The organism is Marinobacter salsuginis (assembly GCF_009617755.1).
GTDB classification, from domain to species: Bacteria; Pseudomonadota; Gammaproteobacteria; order Pseudomonadales; family Oleiphilaceae; genus Marinobacter; species Marinobacter salsuginis.
Genome location: NZ_BGZH01000001.1, coordinates 1107216 through 1131242, shown reverse-complemented (window position 1 = coordinate 1131242; position 24027 = coordinate 1107216). Strand labels below are relative to the sequence as shown.

Annotated in this window: 22 protein-coding genes; 11 read left to right on the top strand and 11 right to left on the bottom strand. The window is 59.6% G+C overall.

Going from position 1 to position 24027, the window contains the following annotated elements; all coding sequences use genetic code 11:
- Positions 1-23: 23 nt before the first annotated feature.
- The 4 genes from GJU83_RS05250 to GJU83_RS05235 form a co-directional block, all read right to left on the bottom strand.
- Entirely contained in the window at positions 24-2267 is a 2244-nt protein-coding gene (locus tag GJU83_RS05250) for a glycosyltransferase (protein WP_153633887.1), read from the bottom strand.
- Complete coding sequence (locus tag GJU83_RS05245; RefSeq protein ID WP_153633886.1) at positions 2264-3322, bottom strand: lysylphosphatidylglycerol synthase transmembrane domain-containing protein; 1059 nt, start codon at positions 3320-3322, stop codon at positions 2264-2266. The genes GJU83_RS05250 and GJU83_RS05245 overlap by 4 nt, the downstream gene beginning before the upstream one ends.
- A 65-nt stretch (positions 3323-3387) precedes the next feature.
- Complete coding sequence (locus GJU83_RS05240) at positions 3388-4410, bottom strand: DUF6160 family protein (protein ID WP_153633885.1); 1023 nt, start codon at positions 4408-4410, stop codon at positions 3388-3390.
- 324 nt (positions 4411-4734) lie between these two features.
- Entirely contained in the window at positions 4735-5394 is a 660-nt protein-coding gene (locus GJU83_RS05235; RefSeq protein WP_153633884.1) for a GntR family transcriptional regulator, read from the bottom strand.
- A 251-nt stretch (positions 5395-5645) separates the two neighbouring features.
- Between GJU83_RS05235 and GJU83_RS05230 the strand changes: the two genes are divergently transcribed.
- Both GJU83_RS05230 and gloA read left to right on the top strand, forming a co-directional pair.
- Positions 5646-6782 carry an alkane 1-monooxygenase gene (locus GJU83_RS05230; protein WP_153633883.1) on the top strand — a complete coding sequence of 379 codons (1137 nt, stop codon included), beginning with the start codon at positions 5646-5648 and terminating at the stop codon, positions 6780-6782.
- Between the two features lie 137 nt (positions 6783-6919).
- Positions 6920-7468: a lactoylglutathione lyase gene (gene gloA, locus GJU83_RS05225; RefSeq protein ID WP_153633882.1), complete on the top strand. Its 549-nt coding sequence runs from the start codon at positions 6920-6922 to the stop codon at positions 7466-7468.
- A 6-nt stretch (positions 7469-7474) separates the two neighbouring features.
- Here gloA and GJU83_RS05220 read toward each other — a convergent pair whose 3' ends face one another.
- From GJU83_RS05220 to atzF, 7 genes are all read right to left on the bottom strand, one after another.
- Positions 7475-8428: a DMT family transporter gene (locus GJU83_RS05220; RefSeq protein ID WP_153633881.1), complete on the bottom strand. Its 954-nt coding sequence runs from the start codon at positions 8426-8428 to the stop codon at positions 7475-7477.
- The gene (locus GJU83_RS05215; RefSeq protein WP_153633880.1) at positions 8425-9078 is read right to left on the bottom strand and encodes a LutC/YkgG family protein; all 654 of its coding nucleotides are present in this window, start codon (positions 9076-9078) and stop codon (positions 8425-8427) included. The genes GJU83_RS05220 and GJU83_RS05215 overlap by 4 nt, the downstream gene beginning before the upstream one ends.
- Entirely contained in the window at positions 9075-10514 is a 1440-nt protein-coding gene (locus tag GJU83_RS05210; protein ID WP_153633879.1) for a LutB/LldF family L-lactate oxidation iron-sulfur protein, read from the bottom strand. The genes GJU83_RS05215 and GJU83_RS05210 overlap by 4 nt, the downstream gene beginning before the upstream one ends.
- A complete protein-coding gene (locus GJU83_RS05205) occupies positions 10511-11290 on the bottom strand; it encodes a (Fe-S)-binding protein (protein ID WP_153633878.1) in 780 nt (259 codons plus the stop codon). Before GJU83_RS05205 ends, GJU83_RS05210 begins: the two co-directional genes overlap by 4 nt.
- Positions 11291-11436: 146 nt before the next feature.
- Positions 11437-11706 (bottom strand): ComEA family DNA-binding protein, encoded by a 270-nt coding sequence (locus tag GJU83_RS05200; RefSeq protein WP_153633877.1) that lies wholly within the window; start codon positions 11704-11706, stop codon positions 11437-11439.
- A gap of 474 nt (positions 11707-12180) precedes the next feature.
- Positions 12181-12873, bottom strand: coding sequence for a GntR family transcriptional regulator (locus GJU83_RS05195; protein ID WP_153633876.1), 693 nt, complete (start codon positions 12871-12873; stop codon positions 12181-12183).
- Between the two features lie 46 nt (positions 12874-12919).
- Positions 12920-14734 carry an allophanate hydrolase gene (gene atzF / locus GJU83_RS05190; protein ID WP_153634409.1) on the bottom strand — a complete coding sequence of 605 codons (1815 nt, stop codon included), beginning with the start codon at positions 14732-14734 and terminating at the stop codon, positions 12920-12922.
- Between the two features lie 352 nt (positions 14735-15086).
- Between atzF and urtA the strand changes: the two genes are divergently transcribed.
- From urtA to ureC, 9 genes are all read left to right on the top strand, one after another.
- A complete protein-coding gene (urtA, locus tag GJU83_RS05185) occupies positions 15087-16394 on the top strand; it encodes an urea ABC transporter substrate-binding protein (protein WP_153633875.1) in 1308 nt (435 codons plus the stop codon).
- Between the two features lie 94 nt (positions 16395-16488).
- Entirely contained in the window at positions 16489-18087 is a 1599-nt protein-coding gene (gene urtB / locus GJU83_RS05180; RefSeq protein WP_153633874.1) for an urea ABC transporter permease subunit UrtB, read from the top strand.
- 3 nt (positions 18088-18090) lie between these two features.
- Positions 18091-19215 carry an urea ABC transporter permease subunit UrtC gene (gene urtC, locus GJU83_RS05175; RefSeq protein WP_153633873.1) on the top strand — a complete coding sequence of 375 codons (1125 nt, stop codon included), beginning with the start codon at positions 18091-18093 and terminating at the stop codon, positions 19213-19215.
- Positions 19212-20036, top strand: coding sequence for an urea ABC transporter ATP-binding protein UrtD (gene urtD / locus GJU83_RS05170; RefSeq protein ID WP_153633872.1), 825 nt, complete (start codon positions 19212-19214; stop codon positions 20034-20036). The genes urtC and urtD overlap by 4 nt, the downstream gene beginning before the upstream one ends.
- On the top strand, positions 20036-20734 hold the full coding sequence (gene urtE / locus GJU83_RS05165) for an urea ABC transporter ATP-binding subunit UrtE (RefSeq protein ID WP_153633871.1): 699 nt from the start codon (positions 20036-20038) through the stop codon (positions 20732-20734). Before urtD ends, urtE begins: the two co-directional genes overlap by 1 nt.
- Positions 20731-21627, top strand: a complete 897-nt coding sequence (locus tag GJU83_RS05160; RefSeq protein ID WP_153633870.1) for an urease accessory protein UreD — start codon at positions 20731-20733, stop codon at positions 21625-21627. Before urtE ends, GJU83_RS05160 begins: the two co-directional genes overlap by 4 nt.
- Positions 21628-21663: 36 nt before the next feature.
- Positions 21664-21966 (top strand): urease subunit gamma, encoded by a 303-nt coding sequence (gene ureA / locus GJU83_RS05155; RefSeq protein ID WP_069184394.1) that lies wholly within the window; start codon positions 21664-21666, stop codon positions 21964-21966.
- Positions 21967-21976: 10 nt separating this feature from the next.
- Positions 21977-22294 carry an urease subunit beta gene (locus tag GJU83_RS05150; protein ID WP_136631679.1) on the top strand — a complete coding sequence of 106 codons (318 nt, stop codon included), beginning with the start codon at positions 21977-21979 and terminating at the stop codon, positions 22292-22294.
- Positions 22291-23994, top strand: coding sequence for an urease subunit alpha (ureC, locus tag GJU83_RS05145; RefSeq protein WP_153633869.1), 1704 nt, complete (start codon positions 22291-22293; stop codon positions 23992-23994). Before GJU83_RS05150 ends, ureC begins: the two co-directional genes overlap by 4 nt.
- The last annotated feature ends 33 nt before the right edge of the window (positions 23995-24027 follow it).

The following is a 24027-nucleotide window of genomic DNA, read 5'->3' as shown; positions in this document are numbered from 1 at the left end:
CGCCAGGAAAACCGTAACCCTACTTATTCGGGTCGAAGCACCGATCCTTTTCGCTTCTTGTCGTACATGGCCAGGGTGGTGGCGTAGATGGTGCGAACGTCACTGGCAAACTGCTCTACCGAATAATCCCCGGCAAACTCCAGGGCCTGGGAGGAAAGCTTCTCGCGCAGTTCGTCGTCTTCCAGCAGTTTTTTCACCTGCGCCCGCCACTGGTCCTGTTTCTCCGGCGTTTTGAATCCGTTGAACCCGTGCCGAACCACGTCCTCAATACCGCTGGATCGCACCGCGACTACCGGCAAGCCGGCGGCCATGGCCTCAAGAATGACCATGCCCTGGGTTTCGGATATCGAGGCAAACAGGAAGGCATCGCCAAGCCGATACCAGGTGGCCATCTCGTCCGGCGGAACGGCGCCGACCAGGGTGAAGTGTTGTTGGAGCCCGAGATCTTCAATCTTCTTTTGCAGCCGGTCTTTCTGGTGGCCATCGCCGATCATCAGGAACCGGAAGGGCACATCGGTTTCCCGCCTGAGAGCATCAATGGCCTCGATCATGAAGTCGATATTCTTCTCATTGGAAAGCCGGGAGACGCTGACGAACACTTTTTCGTCTTTCAGTTCCAGTCTGTCACGGAGCTTCTTGATGTCTTCCTGCTGAACGTCCTGGAATTTGTGGTATTCGATGCCGGTTGGCTGCACGAACGTCGGCGTCTTCACCCCAATCATCCGCAGGTATTCCTCGGTCGAGTAGGTTGGCACGATCACGCCGTCGCACTTGTTGGCAAACCGCTTGATCAGGGCGTGGGAGATCAGGTTCCGGAACAGCATGCCCGGAAGTGGCACAAAGTGGGCATAGTGCTCCAGCCGGGTATGGTAGGTATAGATGGCCGGTATACTCAGGGTACGCGCCACGAACAGACCTAGCGACCCCAGCCAGAACGGATGATGCAGATGGATAATATCCGGCTTGAAAGCCCGCACTCGCTTGCGGATCCGCGCGAGGAAAATGTTGGCCAACCTGAATTCCCGCTTTTCTCCCATGGCCAGAAGTGAGGGCACCCGAAGTACGTGGGGTTCGGCCTCAGGCTGTCCTTTGTAACGGGGCGCCACTATAAGAAGTTTATCGCCAAGGGCTTCCAGACCCCGACGCAGGCGTTCGATGGAAATCGGCACGCCGCCAATAAAGGGCAGGTAGTTGTTGGTAAACATCGCCACCCGCATCGGTTTTTCGAGCCAGGGGGCCGGGTCCAGATCGTAGTCCGGGTAATAATCCTTGCCGATAAAAATGGCGCCGTAGAGTTTGATGGCAATGGCCGCAAACACGGCGACAATCAGAATGAAATTGAGGTAGCCGGTGTAGAACAGGGAGTAAATGAAGAACCAGAGACTCTCCAGCCGCTTCAGAATCGGATGCTGGCCTACTTCGAGGCGCTCCAGGTTGTGGCTTACCTCGCCATCGGAGCCCACATCGACCCGCACATAGTGATAGAAACTGGTGTCGTTGTTCATGACCAGGCCACCGGCACCGCCGGTGGTAACAAACGTGGTGTCTCCGACCGTCTTTTCGGAATAGAGCGACAGGTTGGCGGAAAACACCCGGTCAACATCATGCTCTTCGATTGTCTGAAGCAGTGCGTCCCGGAACTCGGGCGGCGCCAGGTAATCATCCTTCTGATCGAACGGAGCGTTTTCGTCCGGGTGCAGGGGAGGATGCCCTATGAACAGAATTCGGGCCTTTGAGCTGTCCTGGGCCAGCAGATCCTTCAGCCAGCGGATCTGCCAGCGCCAGGGGGTTTTCCCGGTGCTGTCGAGGAAAATCAACCGGGCGGCACCTGCCTCTATGCTGAAGAAGTGCGGGCCGAAGTGATCGTAGAAACGGAAACTGCCAAAATCCTCAAACTCGTGGGCGCCGAAGGTCAGCAGGTAGGGAATCTCCAGATGGCTCAGAGTGCCGTAGAGGGCCCGGTACTTGTCTTCGCCACCGCCGCTGACTGCATTACCCGCCGAGACCAGAAAATCGAGCCCGGACCGGTTCAGTTCCGGAATGATGCGGTCCTCGAAAACCCCCACCGAGTTGTTGATGTTACCCACCACCGCAAAGCTGAATGATTCACCGGGGTCAAGCTCACGATAGATCTGCTCCACCTGCTCGGTATGGATCCCCTCGAAATCCTCTGTGAACAGGTTCAGATAGGTCTTGTAGCCCACCAGCAGAAACACCACCAGCAGGCAGAGGTAGAACAGAAGCTTGAGGGGGTTGCGGAAAATCATCCGGCTCTCCTGCGATTGGCGACAAGTTCCTTCTGCAGCACCACCAGCCCGATGATCATGCCCAGGTAGATGGTGAGCAGGCGCCAGCAGACGATAACTTGTATCAAGTGGTTACCAGAGAGGATATCCCGGAAAAAGCTCCCGAAAACACCTTCCGAGATACCGGAGGCACCAGGCGTGGGTGAAAAATACATAACGAAGGTCGTCACCACCAGCAGGCCCACTGACATCACATAATCAACACTGTAGTCCAGACTGTGCATCAAAAGCGCCGGGAAACTGAACAGACTGAGTAAGAAGATGGCCGTGAACAGGATGGACAGCCAGACGAACACCGGAGCGCCGCGCAGATAATCGCCAAAGCTCCGTGACAGCCGCAGCATCTCCCTGCGTGCCTTGAACTGCCATTGCCGGTGGCGGCGCTCACTGATCAGGTGCAGTCGACGTGCAGCCCGCAGCAGACGGGTCAATGGGCCAATCAGCCAGCGCGTCCGGAACAACAGCACCAGGAAAAAGCCAAGGTATAGAACGATCAGAAGCGCCAGCGCGGTGCCGATATCACCGACAATTGAGTTGCCGTCCAGGGGCTTGAGCGTGAGCAGAAATACCGGCGTGAGCGAGAAAATGAACAATACCGCCAGTACCGTTCGGATCGTTGTGGCTGCCGTGGCCCTGCCAACCGGAACGCCATGTTGGCTAAGGAACCAGATCTGTGCGAAACCGCCGCCGGTGGCCATCGGTGTGATGTTGGAGAAAAACAGATTGATAAATACCAGCCGGAACATCGCCGGCAGCGGCAGCCGATGCCCCAGAGCACGAAGGGTAAAATAAAGCCGAAGGCCATCGGAGATGAAATAAACCAGCAACAGGCCAGCCACCGATAAAAGGGTCCCCGGAGCGATCAGCCTGGCATCAAAAGTAAGGGTGCGTTCGGCAAACAGGTCGTAAACGGCATACAGCCCGGCAGCGGTAAGCGCCACAAACAACAGGCTGAACATCGCCAGCCTTTTTCCAGAGGCGCGTTTCGAATAGTCGATGTCCGTGGAGTGAGTCATGGGCTGCCCGTCAGAGTGAGACGGGCAGTTTACAGGGTAGGGTGTGGTGGGTGTCCAGTGTCCGGCTAGTGGCCATACACCATCATGGTGGTGTTGGTGATGGCAAAGTCCGTGAACTGAACGCTACCAATACTGGTGCCGCCCATCTTGAAGACCGGCATATCAATATCCGCCCGGAACTCAACGTCATGTACCGAAAGCCCTTCCTTGCCCGAGGCGGCGCTGGTGCCCCGGGACAGCTTGGCAGTCGCACTGGCCATGCCGAAATGCCCCAGCGTGTCATCGCCCCGCCGGTTATGAATCTGCAAACCCTCAATACCGACCGCGGCGAAGTTGAACAGCAGAATCACATCCGCCGCATCCCAGTTGAGGCTACCGTTGGTAATCTCGAAATGGGTATCCAGCTGCAGTTCAGAGCCGGACACCTCGTTGCCGTTCGCCAGTGTGCGAGTAGCGGTTCCGTCGTTGGTAATCACCAGATCTGTTGGCCCGATGTGCCCCTGCAGCAGGATGTCCGAGAACAGTGTGGCTGAACCCTCGCTACCCGAAGTAGTCACACTGTCCACTGCCAGCTCAAAATCCACCGCCTGCAGGTATTCATCCACACTGGTCGGATCGCCATAATCGGTTGCACCGAGGTGCATCACCAGATCACCGCTATTGAACTGCTTCCCAAAAGAGCCCGCGACGGAATACTTCGCCAGAGCATCGGCCACATCCGGATCGGTTGGGTCCAACAACCCCGCATCGGCACGCCGCGCGATCTCCGAAAACCCGTGCTCCAGCACTTCCCCATCGCCAGCAATATCGATCGTCAGCTTCATGTTATCCAGCACCGTATCGTTCTGCCCGGACAACCTCAGCCCGTTCACATTCAACGAACCCTCATCAATCCAGCTGAACCGATCAATGCTGAGCCTGGTCTCCAGCTCAATCGTCACACCCGCCTGACCGGTTACACCAGACAGCGCCCCATCATCCAGCGGCCTGAACTCCGCCATGGCGGGCAATGGAAGGGAGAGCGCAAGCACCCAGAGCGAGAGCGTGGACGACGTGGTGTTTCGACGACAGGCAAGTGACTGAGTCATGGTGGCCCCAAAAGTCCGGTTTATTGTTTTTAGGGGAGAGCGTTCAAACACTCCCCGGGCCGCAGGGGGACAGCACAACCTATGCAGCAGAACTTTGGTTTGTTACAGACTGTTACGATAAGCGGGGGAGGGACAAAGATCTGTGAGCCCTGTCACATGTATATGTAACCACAGAGGATGGGGCGAAGCGGGCAGGCAGGCCTCCCAAAACTGTGCGGAGCCATGGATGGCGGAGCCAAGCGTACACGGATGTATTCACAGCGTGTTTTGGGAGGCCTGCCTGCTCGCTTTGCATGCGTCTCAAGCCGGCAGGCAAAACCTGGACTAAGAAGCGAGAGCCTGCTGAATGAGAGACTTCTGGTGCTCCGCAAACTCCCGAATCAACGCCTGCGCCTTATCCGAATCCCGCGCCAGCACCGCCTGTGGCAGATTGGCAAAAAACTCACTGGTCTGCGCCAGATCCCGCCGATATCGATTCGCGCTCAGATAATAGGCCCGACTGACCGCCGGCTTGAAATTCGACAAAGCCTCCGTGAGATAAGGATTCCCTACCACCTCACAACAGGCATCCATCACATCAAAACTCGCCTCAACCACCCCGGAGATGTCAGCAGAGCCCTCGTTGATCTTTTCAACAGCCTTGCTCACTGCCCCAAGCACCTGAGGCTTATCGTTCTCCTGCCAGCGCTCGCACAAACGCACCGCCATCATCATCAGCAAATGCATGTATACATCGTAAAGCTCGGACGCATGGGCCGCGTCCAGTCGGGTTGCCGAAGCACCCTTGCGGGGCGTGATCTCCACCAGATGCCAGCGCTCCAGTGTGTACAAGGCTTCCTTCACCGAGGCACGACTGACCTTCAATTCACCGGCCAGGGTCGCCTCCTGAATCCGCTCACCGGGGCGAATCTGCCCGCTCATGATCCGCTCGGCCAGGTAATTGGCAATCTGCTCGGCCAGAGTGTTGGGCACCTGAAAATCCATAAAGGCTCTCTGAACAGGTCTTAAAAACCGGTCGGCTGCTGCGGTAAGCCGGCCTGCGTGGGAATGCGTGCGCATGAGTTTATCACAGCCTCTGAGTCTGACAGCCACAACACCTTGATCCGCCGAGGGTTCCTGATGATTGTCAAAAAACTCCCGCCCATTGGTTGACGACTGATGTATTGTAGGACAATAATGCATAAAACAACAGGTGATCAGAGTTTCACCAACAAGCATTTGATGGAGAGAACCCAATGAGCACGACGCAGTTATCGGTAAATCGCGAGGCCACCCGCCGGCGAATATTGCTGACCCTCAAGAAGTACAGCTACCTGATCGCCATGGTGCCGCTGGTGCTGCCCCCTCTGCTGCTGGCCGCCGGCCACGCCACTGATCTGGTAAACCTGTTTTCCTGGGGCGTCCCCGTCGTTGTCTTCGGGATCATTCCGGTGCTGGACATGCTGCTGGGCAAGGATTCCCTGAACCCGGATGAAGAAACCGACGTGCCAAGAATGGTCGGCGAGCGTTTCTACAAGGCCATCACACTGGGCTGGGTTGCTGGCTTCGCAGCCTTGCTGGTCTGGAGCATGCTGGAACTGGCTTCCGGTACATTCAGCCTGATAGGAAGCATTGGCTGGATTGTCTCCATCGGCATCGTCGGCGGCCTCGGCATCAACGTCGCCCACGAACTCATCCACAAAGACGAAAAACTCGAAACCCGGTCTGGCGGCTTCCTGCTGTCACTGGTCTGCTACGCCGGCTTCAAAGTCGAACACCTACGCGGCCACCATGTCCACGTCTCAACCCCGGAAGACGCCTCCTCATCCAGATACAACCAGTCCCTCTACAACTTCCTGCCCCAGGCCTACGTACGCAACTTCATTAACGCCTGGAAACTGGAAGCCGAACGCCTCCAACGCAAAGGCCACAAGACTGTTAGCTGGCACAACGAACTGATCTGGTGGTACAGCCTCAGCGCCCTGGTACTGGCCGCCTTCACCATCGCCTTCGGCTGGCTCGGCGCCGTCTTCTTCCTCGGGCAGAGTTTTATCGCCTTCACCCTGCTGGAAATCGTCAACTACCTCGAACACTACGGTTTGCACCGCAGAAAACTCGAAAACGGCCGCTACGAACGCACCGGCCCCGAACACAGCTGGAACAGCAACTACTTCCTGACCAACGTCTTCCTGTTCCACCTCCAACGCCACAGCGACCACCACGCCTGGGCCAAGAGACGCTACCAGATCCTCCGCCACCACGACGTAGCCCCCCAACTACCAGCCGGCTACTCGGCAATGATCGTCCTGGCAATGTTCCCCCCACTCTGGCGGCGAGTAATGAACCCAAGAGTGGAGGCTTATTACCAAGGCGAGGAACACCAGCTGGCATAAAAACCGGCCCTCAAGACCCCGCAGGCTAGTCTCTGACCCCGGGGTCTTTTTTCGCACTCTTTTTCACACCCTTGAAATCCCTCTGAAACGCACACAGGTATATGGTTTAAACTCCACGCAAAAAAGGGAAAACCAAAATGCCCAAGCATTTCGAACAGGCCCCCGGCCTATACGAAGAACCCGTTCCCGAAACCGAAGGCTACGTATTCAACCAGACCATGATGCGCATCAAGGAACCCGAGCGCTCCATGGACTTTTACACCCGAGTGATGGGCATGCGCCTGGTTCGCAAACTGGACTTCCCCGAAATGAAGTTCACCCTGTATTTCCTGGGTTACCTGGATGATCGTCAGGCTGGTCTGGTTCCTCATGACGATGCCCACCGGACCACCTACACCTTCGGCCGCGAAGCCATGCTTGAGCTGACCCACAACTGGGGCACCGAAGACGACAACGACTTTGGCTACCACAATGGCAACGACGAGCCCCAGGGCTTTGGCCACATTGGTGTTGCCGTGCCAGACGTCTATGCCGCCTGCGACCGGTTTGAAAAGCTCGGTGTGGAATTCGTGAAAAAGCCGGACGACGGCAAGATGAAAGGCCTGGCCTTCATCAAAGACCCGGACGGCTACTGGATCGAAATCCTGCAGCCGGACATGCTCGAGAAACAGCGTAAGGAGGACTGATCTTCCTTACTCCGCACCGGCCTCCTGGCCGGCTGCGGGTTTACGACCGTAGCGGGAGGCCACCACCACCGCTGCAGTCAGGATCAGCGCCCCCGCAATACCGATTGGCCCCAGAATCTCTTCCAGAAATACCCAGGCCAGCAGCGCCACAAACAGCGGCTCAAGCGTCACGATAATGCTCGACAGCGTTGCCGGTGTCGTTTTCATGCCAGTGAAAAAGCACACATAGCCGATGCAGGTTGGCACCACGCCCACATAGACCACCATCAGCCAGTGGCCAAAATTCAGGGTTTCCAGCCCCTCAAACCCGCCAGTCAGCGCCACTACCGGCAACAGAATCAGCGCCGCCGTAAAGAAACAGATAAACGCCGTGGTAAACACCGGTGTACCGGCAGAGCTGTAGCGGCTGGTGAGCGTGAAACCGGTGTACACACAGGCTGCCAGTAACGCCACCAGAATTCCTGCGAGTCGGAGTGTACCGGTGGTGTCCATATCGCTCAGGACCAGCATGGCCGTGCCTGCAATGGCCGCGAACAACGAAAGTACGGTTAAAAGGCTGGGCTTCTCTCCAAGCAGGGGTGCAGCCAGAATGGCCACCAGCACCGGGGGCAGGCAGAGCGCGATCAGGGTGGCGATGCCGGCACCGGTCAGGTCCACGGCCAGGAGGTAACTGCCCTGGTAAAACGCCTGGAACAGACCAAGCGCCGCCAACGGAATCAGGGTCTTGCGCGTAAGGCTTCTTAGCGAACTACCGGGCACGCTGGCGCCCGGATGGGCGCGTTCAAGGCGTGCCTGCTCCCGCCGCATCAGCAGCCAGAAAAAGGGCAAGGCCACCGCCAGTCTCAGAAAGCCTAGCGTAATGGCCTGCAGCTCGGTACCGGTAAACAGAAATTTCGCAACAATGCCCGTGGTCGCCCATAGCAGGGCAGCCAGGGCGATCAACAGGGCGCCTTGGATCATTCAATAATCAACACAATCAGCTCTTTGGGACCGTGAACACCGTAGGCAAGGGTTTGCTCGATGTCGGCGGTTTTGGAAGGGCCAGAGATTAGCAGGGCATTGGTCGGCATGCCAGCGGCCCAGTTCTGGGCCTGCATGGCTTCGTGGAAGGTGGTATAGAGTTCCGAGGCCTTCAGCACGGCAATGTGCACCGGCGGCACCAGGCTCATAAGCCGGGGTTCGTCGTCGTTTGGCCACAGGATCAGCGAGCCGGTCTCTGCAATACCGCCGCGGGTGGAGGTGATGCTGGCGTCCACCTCGTTGAACAGATGGGCCTGCCAGCTTTCGATCGGCTCATCGTAGATCAGCAGTTCCGGCAAGTCGTCACGGTCGGCAGCGCGTAGGGTCTGGCCAATCTCGTGCTGCTTTGGTACCAGCAGGTTTCGCGCACCGCGGGTATTCAGCACCTCAGCGAGGCGGTCCACCCAGCTGTCCTCGCTAACGTGATGCACCTCGCCATGTACGGACTCGATCAGCTTCTCGAATCGTTCGATGCGCTCGTTGGTGGGCCAGTCCGGCCGTGCAAGCACCGAAAAATCACACTCAGGTACCGTCAGTTCGCCACCCGTCCGATTGCGCAGACGCTGAAGAATCGTTTCCCGGGAACTCATTGGCCACGCTCCTTCATCCGCTGGTGCAGGGTTTTGGCCGCCAGTTTGGGGGCCGTTCGGTAGTCGGTCCAGGCGCCCGCTTTCGAGGGCTGCAATGCCCTGAATTTTGTCGCGGCGCTGGTGCCAAACCTGTAAATGCCCGGGCTTGCGTGCATCCAGGCCCAGCCTTTCCAGATCAGTGCCTCTTTTGAGCTTCGCTTGGCACCATGGCCACGGACCTTGGCTGGGTGCAGGTTGTCACCATCCACCGATTCCTGACGCAGGCGCACCAGCAGATCCGGTATGGGAATCTTGACCGGGCAGACTTCGCCACAGGCGCCGCACAGGCTGGAGGCGCTCGGCAGATGCCGGCCTTCGTCCAGGCCAATCAGATGCGGCATCAGGATTTTGCCGATGGGGCCCGGGTAGGTGGTGCCATAGGCGTGGCCGCCCACTCGTGTGTACACCGGGCAATGGTTCATGCAGGCGCCGCAGCGGATGCAGCGCAGGGTATCCAGCAACTCATCGTCCTGGTAGATCGACGAGCGGCCGTTATCCACCAGCACCAGATGAACTTCCTCCGGCCCGTCCAGCTCTTCGGCCTTGCGCGGGCCGGAAATCATATTGAAGTAAGTGGTGATGTGCTGGCCGGTGGCAGACCTTGTCAGCAGGGCGAGCAGGGCAGAGACGTCCTCCATGCTCGGCACCACCTTCTCGATGCCGGTTACGGCGATGTGGCACTTTGGCACCGTCGTGGTCATCCGGCCGTTACCCTCGTTTTCCACCAGACACAGCGTGCCGGTCTCCGCCACCGCAAAGTTGACGCCGGAAACGCCGACATCCGCGTTCATGAACTTTTCCCGCAGCTGCTGGCGGGCGCTGGCGGTGAGGTATTCCACATCGTTGGAGAGATCCGTGCCGGTTTTCTCGTGCATAAGCTCGGAGATCTCACCGGTATTCTTGTGAATCGCCGGCATGATGATGTGCGAAGGCGTTTCATCCGCTAACTGCACGATGTATTCGCCAAGGTCCGATTCCAGGGCTTCAATGCCCTCTGCTTTCAGGTAATGGTTCAGCTCCATTTCCTCGGAGACCATGGACTTGCCCTTGATCACCGTCTTCGCATCCCGGGCCTTGCAGATATCCCGCACAATCCGGCAGGCTTCGTCGCCGTCCACCGCCCAGTGCACTTTAATGCCGTTTTCAGTCAGCTTTTTCTCAAGCTGCTCCAGCAAGTCGGGCAGGTTGGCCAGGGCACGCAGCCGAACATTGGCGCCCAGCTCCCGGAGGGTTTCCAGATCCCAACCCTCGAACGCCGCCTTGCGCTTGGACATCAATCCGTCCATGGCACTGCGGAAGTTCTTGCGGATCTTGGGGTTATGAATGGCCGCCTGAGCCCGCGGGTGGAACTCTTTTACGTCGATATGATGACCAGTGTGCTCGGCTGTCTCGCTCATGACTGCTGCTCCCCTTTGCCCCGGGTGCGCGACCACAGGAAACTGAGAATGTGCTGGCCTTCAACAGGCTTCTGATTCTTCTCGGCGTACCCGGCAATGTTCATCAGGCAGCCACAATCGGTGGTGACAAACTGTCTGGTGCCGGTCTCCACCAGTGCATCTACTTTCTCGCTTACCATGGCGCCGGAAATCTCCGGGTGGCGAACCGCAAAGGTACCGCCAAAACCACAGCACTCCTCCGGCCGAACCTGCTCCACGAGATTCACGTTCTTCAACTGGCCCAGGAGCTTTGGCCCTACCTCGGCCACGCCCATTTCACGGCGGGCGGAGCAGGAGGTGTGCATGGCAACCGTGGTGGGCTCACCCAGGTCTTCCAGTTTGATATGGCAAACGTTCAGCAGAAAATCCGTCAGCTCCCAGACCCGGCCAGCAACCTCGGCGGCTTTGACTTCATCCGGGGTGTCCTTGAACAGATCCGGGTAGTGCTTGCGCATCATCCCGCCACAGGAGCCGGACGGCACCACAATTGGCCAGTCGCCGGGAAACAGGTCGAGCTGGGCTCTGGCTACCGATCGGGCCTGGTCATGGTAACCGGAGGTGTAGGCGGGTTGGCCGCAGCAGGTCTGGTCCTGCGGGAAGAGCACCTCAATGCCTTCACGCTCCAGCAGCTCCACACCGGCAATGCCCGCATCCGGGTAGAACATGTCCACCAGACAGGTGCCGTAGAAATACACTTTTGAAGGTTTGGATGGATAAACCTTGATGGGATCAACCATGGGCCGACGCTCGTCATTTTTGAAGTGTTATCCAGCAATAATAGGGTGGCGAGCGCGGTGTTGCCAGACGACTTTATGGGCAGCCGGAAAGAGGTGGGGGAGGGGTGTGGGAAAAGGGCAGTGGCGGCTAGCCACTGCCCCCTGTGTTACTTCACGGTCAGGCGCGTGGCATTTTTCTCGATGGTGCGCTCGCCGATCCCCTTCACATTTGCCAGGTCTGCGGTGACCGCAAACGGACCATTGGCTTCACGGTAAGCAACGATGGCTTCAGCCTTGCTCTGGCCGATGCCGTTCAGGCTGGCGAGCGTGGCCACGTCGGCGGTGTTGATATTGATAGCGGCGTCCTGGGCGTAGGCAAAACCGGTAACCAGGCTGAACAGCAGAACAAGGGTGGCAAAGATAGGTGTACGTTTCATGGATTTCAGCTCCTGAGGCTAATTTGCGTTTTTGGTTGTGTGCCAGGGCGCAAAGCAGCAGAAGCGAAATGTAAGAGGAGAGCAGAAATGTCTGTGGGGATGGGGAGTGCACGGACGGGACCACATTCCTTGTGATCCCCGATTCCGTGGCTGACCCCTGCCTGTTCCTTCAGGCGTGCGACTCATCCTGAGCGCGTCTTCCCTGTGGTCATCCCTGTAAGTCCTGATCCTTTGGGCAACTCCAAATCCATGGAGTTTCCATCCTTGCGGCTTCGATCCTTGAAGCTCTCGTCCTTTGGCCAACATTCCTTGCTGGCTTGTCATCCCTGACACTGACCATTCTACTGTGGTTAGAATTCCTACCTATCGGAGAATCGCTCCGGGGGTTGTGCGATATGTCTTACAGATTTGTAAGCATTTCGGAGGCGAGCAAAATGAACCGGAATTCAGTATTTGCAGGGCCTGCAGGGCAATTTATTGCCCGCCGCGGTGGGCCTCAGCGGCTTCGCGGATTCGCTCTATCGTAATCTCCCGAACCGCCTTCTGGCTGGCACGGATATGGCGGGTCAGCCGATCGGCGGCCTCGCTGGCCATGCCGCTCCTCAAGGCTTCCAGAATGGCCGCGTGCTCAACGTAGGTGGCGTCCACCCGTTCTTCCCGGCTGAAGTCCAGGCGCCTCACAATCCGGAGCCGGTCGGTGATCTCCCGATGAATCCGCGTCATTTCCCGATTCCCTGCGGCGGCGACCAGATCGCAGTGAAAGCTTTCGTCCAGCATTCGGACCGTGCTGCCCACCGCGCGCTCCGAAGGGTGATCCGGATTCCAGAGGGCGGTGAGTGTGCGCAATGCTTCCGGTTCCTCAGCCAGGCCACAGATCTTGTGCACGGCCGCCCGCTCGAGGGTAATGCGCAGGTCATAGAGCTCTTCCACCTGCCGGAAATCAAACGGATTTACCTGCCAGCCACTGCGGAACAGCACCTCCACATGGCCCTCCCGCTGCAAGCGGTAAAGCGCCTCCCTGACGGGTGTCCGGCTCACATTCAGGCGGTTTCCGATATCTCCCTCGCTGAATCGGTCGCCCGGAAGCAGCCGGAACTCGAAGATGTCCTCTTTCAGAGCTTCATACACCCTGTCTGCCACGGACTCTTTTCTTCTTTGGTTTGCCATTGGCTCCGATTTGTCCCCCGTCAGGCGCCAGATTTACCCGCCATGCTCAGGATCTGGAGGCGATATAGGCGCGCCAGCCACCGAATTCCGTGACATCCTCTGCACCCTCAAAACCATAGCCTTCGCAGATAAAACCGTTTACCCATCGGCCATCCGCCAGTTCAACGTTGCCAATACCAAGGGGCGCTGGAATCAGATCCACAAAGGAGCCGAAGGCGGAGGCGGGCATCTCCCAGACTTCCACAATGATCGCCTCCCCCTCGCCCGGGGCCGCGCGCTTCAGCCCGGGCTTCGGCGGTGTGGTGTTTGGCAGGGCGAACAGCCGGTAGTTGGCCGAGGTTGTGGTTTGCTCAAGCAGCACCGCATGGCGTTCACCCAACTGCGTGTTCAGGGGCATGCCACTCAGGTGGGCGCCAACAACCGCCACCTTGATGGTGGGCGTGGAAATGGCCGCCCCGGGCGTCTCCTCGGGGCGGGCCCTGGTGGTAGCGCCCAACGGTGTGGGGTGTGAATTCAGCCACTGGCAGGCCAGATGCTGCAGCTCCGCGTCTTTCCACGCGCCGCTGATCAGGGTAACGCCAAAAGGCAGACCGTCATCCCGGAATCCCGCCGGCACAGCCAGGGCGCTCATGTCGGCCAGGTTGACGAAATTGGTGTAGGTGCCCAGTTGGCTGTTCAGGGTCACCGGGTCTGCATTCACCGCTTCGATGGTGGGCGCGGTCGGAGCCGTGGGTACCAGAAGGGCATCCACGTCTGCCAGCAGCTCATCGATCTGGCGAAGCAGTTCTTCTTTGCGGTACTGGGCCTTGAACGTATCGGTGGCGCTGAAGTTTGCGGCCTTGCTGATAATGCCTTTGACTACCGGATTCATCTCATCGGCGTGGCTGGCCATGAACGATTCCACGGCCGCATGTCGCTCTGCCACCCAGGGGCCTTCGTAGAGCAATGCGGCAAGTTCCAGCAGGGGGCTGAAGTCCAGTGAAATCAGTTCCACGTTCTGCTGACGCCACTGGCTGATGGCCGTGTTCCAGGCCGCTTCCGACTGCTGATCGCCAAACCATTGGGGATGCTCGGGAATGGCGAGTCGTTTGATAGGCCCCGGCCGTCGGAGTGCTGCGCCATCCAGGGGTAACGCATCCGGCGCCCTGCGGGAAAAGGCATCGTCGGCATCGAAGCCAGCCATGACATCCGACACCAGGCCGGCATCGTTTACGGTGAGCGCAAAAATGGATACGCAGTCCAGCGAACGACAGGCCGGCACCACGCCACGAATGCTGAACAGCCCTTTGGTTGGCTTGAGGCCCACCAGATTGTTCAGCCCGGCAGGCACCCGGCCGGAACCGGCCGTGTCGGTTCCCAGGGCAAAAGGCACCAGCCCTCTCGCGACGACCGATGCTGAGCCGGAGCTGGAGCCGCCGCTGATAACTTCCGGTTTGAACGTGTTCGGGACTGCACCATAAGGGGAGCGTGTGCCTACCAGGCCGGTAGCAAACTGATCCAGATTGGTTTTGCCAATCACCACGGCACCTGCGGCCTTGAGTCTGGCCACGGTGTGGGCATCTTCCGCCGGCGTGTAGGCGAAGGCCGGGCAGGCTGCAGTTGTGTCAAACCCTGCCGCATCAATATTGTCTTTCGCCGCAAACGGAATGCCATACAGAGGCAGCTTGCTGATGTCGCCACCGGCCTCGTGCAGCTTCTGATCCAACTCAGCCAGTGCTCTAGCCAGCCCCTCCTGGTCCAGAATCGAGATCCAGGCAGCGTCGTTTACATCCAGGCCGGTCAGCAACTCATCCAACAGTAACTTGGGCTTAGCGCCCTCTTTGTAAGCGTTTTGCCAGTCCTTGATGGTCCATCCGAGCATTGAAGGCATTCGTTTTCCCCATGTGCGCAATCAACTTGTATACATGAGGAATGGCAATGCCTGTGCCATTTGCTGATTTTTATCGATAGTGACTGAAAAACATAAGGTTATGAGTTTTTTTGAGGCACGGGGGCATCCAGATCTGCCCGTATCAGGTGCGGGCGCACCAAAAATGCTCAGAAATGTTGTGGTCTGAAGGCGTGTTTTTTCGAGCTGGCTTCCAGTATCCGCCTTGTATACTAGATAACTAAATGTTTTTTATAGAATTATTAGGGGTGTGGAACAGCAGATGCAGAGGCCCTGCTGCGTTTGAAGACGAACTGCATACCTAACTAAGAAAAGGACGCCTGAAATGAACCTCAAAAAACACGTGAAACTTGGCCTCTCTGCACTCGCCCTTTCCATCTCTTTTAATTCTGTCGCCGCGGAAGATCCCATCAAGGTGGGCATCCTGCACTCACTGTCCGGCACCATGGCCATCAGTGAAACCGTTCTGAAAGACACCGTAGAAATGCTGATCGAACAACAGAACGCCAAGGGTGGTGTGCTGGGTCGTCAGATGGAAGCGGTTGTTGTGGACCCGGCCTCCAACTGGCCGCTGTTCGCTGAAAAAGCCCGCGAGCTGCTGGCCCAGGAAGAAGTTGACGTGATCTTCGGTAACTGGACCTCGGTTTCCCGTAAGTCCGTACTGCCGGTGGTGGAAGAGCTGAATGGCCTTCTGTTCTACCCGGTACAGTACGAGGGTGAGGAATCCTCCGAAAACGTCTTCTACACCGGCGCTGCGCCCAACCAGCAGGCGATTCCTGCGGTGAACTACCTGATGAACGAAATCGGCGTGGAGCGCTGGGTTCTGGCAGGCACCGACTATGTATACCCGCGTACCACCAACAAGATCCTTGAGACCTACCTGATGGATATGGGTGTGGCCAAGGAAGACATCATGATCAACTACACGCCGTTTGGTCACTCCGACTGGCAGAACATTGTCTCTGACATCAAGCGCTTTGGTTCGGCCGGCAAGAAGACGGCCGTGGTTTCCACCATCAACGGTGACGCCAACGTACCTTTCTACCGTGAGCTGGGTAACCAGGGTATCGCGGCCTCCGACATTCCGGTAGTTGCCTTCTCCGTGGGTGAGCAGGAGCTCTCCGGTATCGACACCGGCCCGCTGGTTGGCCACCTGGCTGCCTGGAACTACTTCATGAGCGTGGACAACGACGCCAACTACGACTTCATCGACCAGTGGATCGAGCACACCGGCAACGAGCAAGCCGTAACCAACGACCCGATGGAAGCGCACTACATCGGCTTCAACATGTACGTGGAAGCGGTCAAGAAGGCCGGCACCACCGACGTTGACGCGGTGAAAGACGCCATCATCGGTGTGACCGTGCCCAACCTCACCGGTGGCTACGCCGCCATGATGCCCAACCACCACATCACCAAGCCGGTATTGATTGGTGAGATCCAGGACAACGGCCAGTTCTCCGTCGTCTGGGAAACCCCGTCGCTTGTAGCTGGCGACGCCTGGTCTGACTACCTGCCGGGTTCCCGCGACATGATCGCTGACTGGCGCAAGCCGATGTTCTGCGGAACCTTCAACACCGCAACCGGCACCTGTGGCGCCTCTGCGGGTGAAATGGCCGCTGAAGCCGAGTAAGGCTCAGTTGGCATAGCACCATGGACAACCGGGGGTGGCAAGCGCCGCTCCCGGCTGTTCCCCGCAACACGCTTGAAACAGACAGGACATTCTCATGAGCATCTTCCGATCGCTCACACTGCTGCTTATCGCCCTGTTTTCCCTGCTGTCGCTGCCCGCAACGGCGCAGGAAGAAGACCCTGGCAAGGCCCTGCTGATCAACCTGGCAGAAGCGCCGGCCAGCAAAGTGGAAGAGGCGGTAAACGCCATTGTCAGCAGTGGTGATGAAAGGGCCAGGGGCTGGCTCGAAGCCTACGGAAACAACCGCCTGAGCCGTGTGAAAGACACCGGGCAGGTGGTACTGGTACTGAATAACCGGGGCAGGGACTGGGAAATTGCAGATCCGCTGACCGGAGAGAACATGGGTGAAATGTCCCGCCGCGAGCTGGACAGAGTCGCCATCAACAACCGCATACGGGGCCAGCTTGAAGGCATATTGGCCATGTTGGACCTGAATGCCAAAGACCCCGATGTGCGCGAAGCCTCCGCACAGGACATGATGGGCAAAGTGGACGCCTCCCTGGTGGCGCCGCTGGAAGCGCAGCTGGCAAAAGAAGAAAACACAGCCGTGCGCAACCGCATTGAAGAAGCCCTGGCCATCTACCGGGTGGGCGAGGGCAACCTCGAGGCCGTGGACGTGCTGGCTGGAAGCCTGCACCCTCGCGCCCGCGCCGCTCTCAACGAAGCGGCCCGCAGCGATAACCAGGCACTGGCCGCAAGCGCCACCCGGGCACTGGACAGCATCGAACAGAAACTCAAGCTGAACCGTGCCGCCGAGACCCTGTATTTCGGCCTGTCGCTCGGTTCGGTTCTGGTCCTCGCCGCCATTGGCCTGGCCATCACCTTCGGCGTGATGGGTGTAATCAACATGGCCCACGGCGAACTGATCATGCTCGGTGCCTACACGACCTGGGGCATGCAGCAGCTCTTCCCGGGCCAACCCGGCCTGGCACTGATTCTCTCGATACCCGCCGGCTTCCTGGTGGCCGCCACCGCCGGCATCATTATTGAGCGTAGCGTTATCCAGTACCTCAAAGGCCGACCGCTGGAAACCCTGCTGGCCACCTTCGGTATCAGCCTGATCCTGCAGCAACTGGTGCGCACGGTGATCTCACCCCAGAACCGCACCGTGGTAACGCCGGACTGGATGAGCGGCTCCCTGGTGATCAACGACGCCCTGTCACTCACGCTCAACCGTCTTTACGTGCTGGCCTTCGCGCTGATTGTCTTCGCCGGCCTGATGCTGATCATGCGCAAGACCCGCCTGGGCCTGGAAGTGCGTGCCGTTACCCAGAATCGCGCCATGGCTCGCTCCATGGGTATCCGTGCCACCCGGGTAGACATCATGACCTTTGCCCTGGGCTCCGGCGTGGCCGGTCTGGCCGGGGTGGCACTTTCCCAGCTCACTAACGTGGGCCCGAACCTGGGCCAGAACTACATCATCGACTCGTTCATGGTGGTGGTGTTCGGCGGCGTCGGTAACCTCTGGGGCACCCTCATTGCCGGGCTTTCCCTGGGCACTATCAACCAGCTTCTAGAACCCTGGGCAGGTGCCGTACTCGCCAAGATCATCGTGCTGGTGTTCATCATCCTGTTTATCCAGAAACGGCCGAAGGGGCTCTTCCCCCAGAAAGGCCGGGCTGCGGAGGGTTAAGGTATGTGGTTAACAAGACCCTTGCAGGAACGTTCAACCCAGATCTTCCTTGGTGTACTGTTCGCCGCCCTGGTGGTGGTCACTTTCCTCCACCTGTTCATGCCCCAGGACAGTGCCCTGCACGTGAGCGCCTACACCGTGACGCTGCTGGGCAAGTACCTGTGCTATGCACTGCTGGCGGTGGCGGTGGACCTGGTGTGGGGTTACCTCGGTATTCTCAGCCTGGGTCACGGTGCCTTCTTTGCCCTGGGCGGCTACGCCATGGGCATGTACCTGATGCGCCAGATTGGTGATCGCGGTGTGTATGGCGATCCCATCCTGCCGGACTTCATGGTGTTCCTGAACTGGCAGGAGCTGCCCTGGTTCTGGCACGGGTTCGACATGGCCTGGTTCGCCTTCATCATGGTGCTGCTGGCGCCGGGTCTGCTCGCCCTGGTGTTCGGCTTCCTGGCTTTCCGTTCACGGGTGACCGGGGTGTACCTCTCCATCATTACACAGGCGCTGACCTTCGCCCTGATGCTGGCCTTCTTCCGCAACGAGATGGGCTTTGGCGGCAACAACGGCCTCACTGACTTCAAGGACATCCTTGGCTTTAACCTGCGCACCGATGCGACCCGCCTCGGGCTGTTCATCGCCACCGGCATCGCGTTGGCCATTGGCTACGTGATCTGCCGTGGCATCGTGACCAGCAAACTGGGCCGGGTGAGCGTGGCCTGCCGCGATGCCGAGGCCCGCACCCGCTTCCTGGGTTACCGGGTGGAACGGGTTCAGCTGTTCGTGTTCGTGGTGTCCGCCATGCTGGCGGGCGTGGCCGGGGCCTTGTACGTGCCTCAGGTAGGCATCATCAACCCCAGCGAATTCTCGCCACTGTTCTCCATCGAGATCGTGGTGTGGGTGGCCCTGGGTGGCCGCGCAACCCTCTACGGCGCGGTGATCGGCGCCATCCTGGTGAACTACGCCAAAACCGTGTTCACCGGCATCATGCCAGACGCCTGGCTGTTCGCCCTCGGTGGCCTGTTTGTGCTGGTAACCGTGTTCCTGCCCAAGGGCATTGCCGGGCTGCTGCAGAAACGCCGCAAAGCCAAAACCGATGACGACACCCCCGCCGGGCAGGAGGCCACCGCATGAGCATTTTTACGGAACTGACCGACCGGGAGCACGTGTTCGAGTTTCTCACTCAGGTGGAGTCGCCAGTGGACGTGCGCCACGGCCCCATCCTGTACCTGGAAGACGTGAACGTGAGTTTTGACGGCTTCAAGGCCATCAACAACCTCAACCTCACCATCGACGACGGCGAGCTGCGCTGCATTATCGGCCCCAACGGTGCGGGTAAAACCACCATGATGGACATCATCACCGGTAAAACCCGCCCGGACACCGGCTCGGTGTGGTTCGGCAGTCGCCATAACCTGCTCACCATGAACGAGCCGGACATCGCCTCCCTAGGCATCGGCCGCAAGTTCCAGAAACCTACGGTGTTTGAAGCCCTCACCGTGTTCGAAAACCTGGAGCTGGCCATGGCGACGGACAAGCGGGTGTTTCCCACCCTCACCGCCGTCATGAAAGCCGAGTACCGGGACCGCATCGACGAAGTGCTGGAGATGATCGGCCTGGAATTCCTCCGTGACCGGCTGGCGGGCATCCTCTCCCACGGCCAGAAACAGTGGCTGGAAATCGGCATGTTGCTGATGCAGAAGCCGCGCCTGCTGCTGGTGGACGAGCCGGTCGCCGGCATGACCGAACAGGAGATGGAACGTACCGCCGAACTGCTCACCAGCCTGGCCGGCAAACAGTCGGTTGTGGTGGTGGAACACGACATGGGCTTTGTTCGCTCCATCGCCCGCAAGGTCACCGTGCTGCACCAGGGCAGCGTGCTGGCGGAGGGCAGCATGGACCAGGTCTCCAACGATCCGGAAGTGATCAAGGTGTATCTCGGGGAGGAGGCGTAATGCTGAAGATTGAAAAGCTCAACCAGTTCTACGGTGAAAGCCACACCCTCTGGGATCTGGACCTGGACGTGCCACAGGGCCAGTGCACCTGCGTGATGGGCCGTAACGGCGTGGGTAAGACCACCCTGATGAAATGCATCATGGGTGAGGAAACCACCAAGAGCGGCCGCATTGAATTTGCCGGCGACGTGGAGCTCACCAAAAAGAAAGTGGAAGACCGCTCGCGCCTGGGCATCGGCTACGTGCCCCAGGGCCGGCAGATTTTTCCGCTGCTTACAGTGGAAGAAAACCTCCGCACCGGGCTGGCGGTGCGCAAGGACGGCAGCAAGAAAATTCCCGAGCGGGTGTACGAGCTGTTCCCGGTGCTGAAGGAAATGAAGCATCGCCGCGGTGGTGACCTCTCAGGCGGTCAGCAACAGCAGCTGGCCATTGGCCGGGCCCTGGTGATCGAACCGCGCCTGTTGATCCTGGACGAGCCGGGGGAGGGCATCCAGCCCAACATCGTGGCCCAGATTGGGGAGGTGATCCGCAAGCTGATCGAGGAAGACGGCCTGACTGTGCTGCTGGTAGAGCAGAAATTACCCTTCGCCCGCAAGTACGCCGACCGCTTCGCCATCCTCGACCGGGGCCGCCGCGTGGCAGACGGCGAGATCGCCGAGCTGACCGATGAACTGATCAAGAAGCACCTGACCGTATGACCGCCTATCAGCCCATCACCGCCCACGCCTCTGGCCATCGTTTTGATGGGGAACGGCGCTGGGCCGCGGCGATCGACCTGGGGTTTGAGGCGCGCAACGAGGGTGATCCCGTGCCGGTGACCCGTCTGGTACGCCGCCGGCATATTGGCCCGTTACGGGTGCAGCGCCCCTTCTACCCGGAGGGCAAAACCGGCTGCTGCCATGTGTACCTGCTGCATCCGCCGGGCGGCCTCGTGAGCGGCGATGAGCTGCGCATCGAGGCATCGGTGGCGGAAGGTGGCCACGCACTGCTCACCACCCCGGCCGCCGCCAAACTCTACAAGGCCGACGGCCACGGCGTGGCCTGGGGCCAGCACACCCGGTTGCAGGTGGCGAAAGACGCCATCCTCGAATACCTACCCCAGGAAACCATCGCCTTCGACGGCTCCCGTGGCGAACAGACCACCACCATCGAACTGGCAAGCGGCGCCCGGACCCTGGGCTGGGAAGTCCTGGCCCTGGGCCGCCCGGCCAGCAATCTGCCGTTTGCCACCGGCGCCCTCGAACAACGCTTCCACCTGAGCCTGGACGGCAAGCCCCTGTGGCTGGAACGCCAGCTTCTGGATCCCAAACACCGGCGCTTTACCGGCCACTGGGGGCAGGGCGGGGCCACCGTGCAGGCCACCCTCTGGGCGGTTGGTCTGGACGATGAGGTCGCCGCCATTGAATTGCTGAGAGAACAACTGCCGGACAACAACCGCTGGGCCGTCACCCGGCGCCGTGGCGTGTTGCTGTTTCGCTACCTGGGCAGCGAACGCAACGAAGCCTGGGCCCTGTGCGAAAAGGCGTGGCACCTGTTGCGACCCACGCTCGCGAATGTGCCGGCGCACACACCCAGAATCTGGCTTACCTGACGGCAATAGCCGCAACAGAGAGAGAACGGAGTCACCATGGAACTCACCCCGAGAGACAAAGACAAGCTGCTGCTGTTCACCGCGGCCCTGCTGGCGGAACGCCGCAAGGCCAAGGGCCTGAAGCTGAACTACCCGGAAGCCGTGGCGCTGATCAGCGCTGAAATCATGGAAGGCGCCCGGGAAGGCCGCACGGTGGCTGAACTTATGAGTGCCGGCACGGAAATCCTCACCCGTGACGACGTGATGGACGGCGTGGCCGACATGGTGCACGAGGTGCAGGTGGAAGCCACCTTCCCCGACGGCACCAAGCTCGTCACCGTTCACAACCCGATTGTGTAAGGAGACCGACATGACCCCCGGTGAATACCAGATCCAGGACGGCGACATCGAACTTTGCGCCGGCCGCGAACGCATCGAGCTCGACGTGTCCAACACCGGCGACCGCCCGGTGCAGATCGGCTCCCACTACCACTTCGCCGAAGCCAATCCGGCGCTGGATTTCGACCGCGCCAAAGCCCGGGGCTACCGGCTCGATGTGGCCGCTGGCACCGCGATCCGCTTCGAGCCAGGCCAGACCCGCTCGGTCACCCTGATTCCGTTTGCAGGCAACCGGGAAATCTACGGCTTCCGCCAGGAAGTGATGGGCAAACTGGAGGGCAAGGCATGAAAATTTCCAGACAGGCGTATGCCGACATGTACGGCCCCACCGTGGGTGACCGGGTTCGCCTGGGCGATACCGAGCTGTGGATCCAGGTGGAGAAGGACCACACCCACTACGGCGACGAAGTGAAATTCGGCGGCGGCAAGGTCATCCGTGATGGCATGGGCCAGAGCCAGCGTTGCGACGACGCCGTGATGGACACCGTAATCACCAACGCCCTCATCCTCGACTGGTGGGGCATCGTGAAAGCCGACGTGGGCATCCAGAAAGGCCGCATCGCTGCCATCGGCAAGGCCGGCAACCCGGATACCCAGCCAGACGTGACCATCGTCATCGGCCCCGGCACCGAAATCATCGCAGGGGAAGGCAAGATCCTCACCGCCGGCGGCATCGACCCCCACATTCACTTCATCTGCCCCCAACAGGTGGAAGAAGCCCTGATGAGCGGCATCACCACCATGCTCGGCGGCGGCACCGGCCCGGCCACCGGCACCAACGCCACCACCTGCACCCCGGGCCCCTGGCACATCGGCAAGATGCTCCAGGCCGTGGACAGTCTGCCCATGAACATCGGCTTCCTGGGCAAGGGCAACGCCAGCCTGCCGGAAGCGCTGGAACTGCAGGTAAAAGCTGGCGTGATCGGCCTCAAGCTGCACGAAGACTGGGGCACCACCCCGGCCAGCATCGACAATTGCCTGACCGTGGCGGACCAGTTCGATGTGCAGGTGGCCATCCACACCGACACCCTGAACGAATCCGGCTTCGTGGAAGACACCCTGGCCGCCTTCAAGGGCCGCTGTATCCACACCTTCCACACCGAAGGCGCGGGCGGCGGACACGCCCCGGACATCATCACCGCGTGCTCGAAGGATTACGTGCTGCCGTCGTCCACGAACCCCACACGGCCCTACACCGTGAATACCATCGACGAACACCTGGACATGCTGATGGTGTGCCACCACCTGGATCCGAACATTCCGGAAGACGTGGCCTTCGCCGATTCCCGCATCCGCCGGGAAACCATCGCGGCGGAAGACATCCTGCACGACATGGGCGTGATCTCCATGATCTCCTCCGACTCCCAGGCCATGGGACGGGTGGGCGAGGTGATCTGCCGCACCTGGCAAACCGCCCACAAGATGAAAGTGCAGCGCGGCCTGCTGCCGGAAGACCAAGAACTGGGCGCCGACAACTTCCGCGCCAAACGCTACATCGCCAAGTACACCATCAACTCCGCCATCACCCACGGGCTGGCCCATGAAGTGGGTTCCGTGGAAGTGGGCAAGCTGGCGGACCTGGTGCTCTGGAGCCCGGCGTTCTTTGGTGTGAAACCCGCCTGCATCATCAAGGGCGGCATGATTGCGGCGGCGCCCATGGGCGACCCGAACGCCTCCATCCCCACGCCCCAGCCTGTGCACTACCGCCCCATGTTCGGCGCCTTCGGCAAGGCCACCAGTGCCACACGCCTGACCTTTGTCAGCCAGGCCGCGCTGGATGCGGATATTGGCAAGGAGCTGGGCCTGGACAGCCCGCTGTCCGCCTGCAAAGGCGTGCGGGAAGTGCGCAAGGGCGACATGAAACTGAATGACGCGTGCCCACACCTCACCGTGGACCCGCAAACCTACGAAGTACAGGCAGACGGCGAGCTGCTCACCTGTGAGCCAGCCACCGAACTGCCCCTGGCCCAACGCTATCATCTTTTTTAATCAAGACAGCTCAGGGCTGCTCTGAGAGGAACG

Coding starts and splice junctions, on each gene's coding strand:
- urtA (WP_153633875.1), top strand. CDS start 15,087: ATGAACCTCAAAAAACACGTGAAACTTGGCCTCTCTGCACTCGCCCTT.
- urtE (WP_153633871.1), top strand. CDS start 20,036: ATGCTGAAGATTGAAAAGCTCAACCAGTTCTACGGTGAAAGCCACACC.
- GJU83_RS05195 (WP_153633876.1), bottom strand. CDS start 12,873: ATGGCAAACCAAAGAAGAAAAGAGTCCGTGGCAGACAGGGTGTATGAA.
- GJU83_RS05215 (WP_153633880.1), bottom strand. CDS start 9,078: ATGAGTTCCCGGGAAACGATTCTTCAGCGTCTGCGCAATCGGACGGGT.
- atzF (WP_153634409.1), bottom strand. CDS start 14,734: ATGCTCGGATGGACCATCAAGGACTGGCAAAACGCTTACAAAGAGGGC.
- urtC (WP_153633873.1), top strand. CDS start 18,091: ATGTGGTTAACAAGACCCTTGCAGGAACGTTCAACCCAGATCTTCCTT.
- urtB (WP_153633874.1), top strand. CDS start 16,489: ATGAGCATCTTCCGATCGCTCACACTGCTGCTTATCGCCCTGTTTTCC.
- GJU83_RS05250 (WP_153633887.1), bottom strand. CDS start 2,267: ATGATTTTCCGCAACCCCCTCAAGCTTCTGTTCTACCTCTGCCTGCTG.
- gloA (WP_153633882.1), top strand. CDS start 6,920: ATGCCCAAGCATTTCGAACAGGCCCCCGGCCTATACGAAGAACCCGTT.
- GJU83_RS05150 (WP_136631679.1), top strand. CDS start 21,977: ATGACCCCCGGTGAATACCAGATCCAGGACGGCGACATCGAACTTTGC.
- GJU83_RS05160 (WP_153633870.1), top strand. CDS start 20,731: ATGACCGCCTATCAGCCCATCACCGCCCACGCCTCTGGCCATCGTTTT.
- GJU83_RS05235 (WP_153633884.1), bottom strand. CDS start 5,394: ATGGATTTTCAGGTGCCCAACACTCTGGCCGAGCAGATTGCCAATTAC.
- GJU83_RS05205 (WP_153633878.1), bottom strand. CDS start 11,290: ATGGTTGATCCCATCAAGGTTTATCCATCCAAACCTTCAAAAGTGTAT.
- GJU83_RS05200 (WP_153633877.1), bottom strand. CDS start 11,706: ATGAAACGTACACCTATCTTTGCCACCCTTGTTCTGCTGTTCAGCCTG.
- GJU83_RS05230 (WP_153633883.1), top strand. CDS start 5,646: ATGAGCACGACGCAGTTATCGGTAAATCGCGAGGCCACCCGCCGGCGA.
- GJU83_RS05240 (WP_153633885.1), bottom strand. CDS start 4,410: ATGACTCAGTCACTTGCCTGTCGTCGAAACACCACGTCGTCCACGCTC.
- GJU83_RS05245 (WP_153633886.1), bottom strand. CDS start 3,322: ATGACTCACTCCACGGACATCGACTATTCGAAACGCGCCTCTGGAAAA.
- urtD (WP_153633872.1), top strand. CDS start 19,212: ATGAGCATTTTTACGGAACTGACCGACCGGGAGCACGTGTTCGAGTTT.
- ureA (WP_069184394.1), top strand. CDS start 21,664: ATGGAACTCACCCCGAGAGACAAAGACAAGCTGCTGCTGTTCACCGCG.
- GJU83_RS05220 (WP_153633881.1), bottom strand. CDS start 8,428: ATGATCCAAGGCGCCCTGTTGATCGCCCTGGCTGCCCTGCTATGGGCG.
- GJU83_RS05210 (WP_153633879.1), bottom strand. CDS start 10,514: ATGAGCGAGACAGCCGAGCACACTGGTCATCATATCGACGTAAAAGAG.
- ureC (WP_153633869.1), top strand. CDS start 22,291: ATGAAAATTTCCAGACAGGCGTATGCCGACATGTACGGCCCCACCGTG.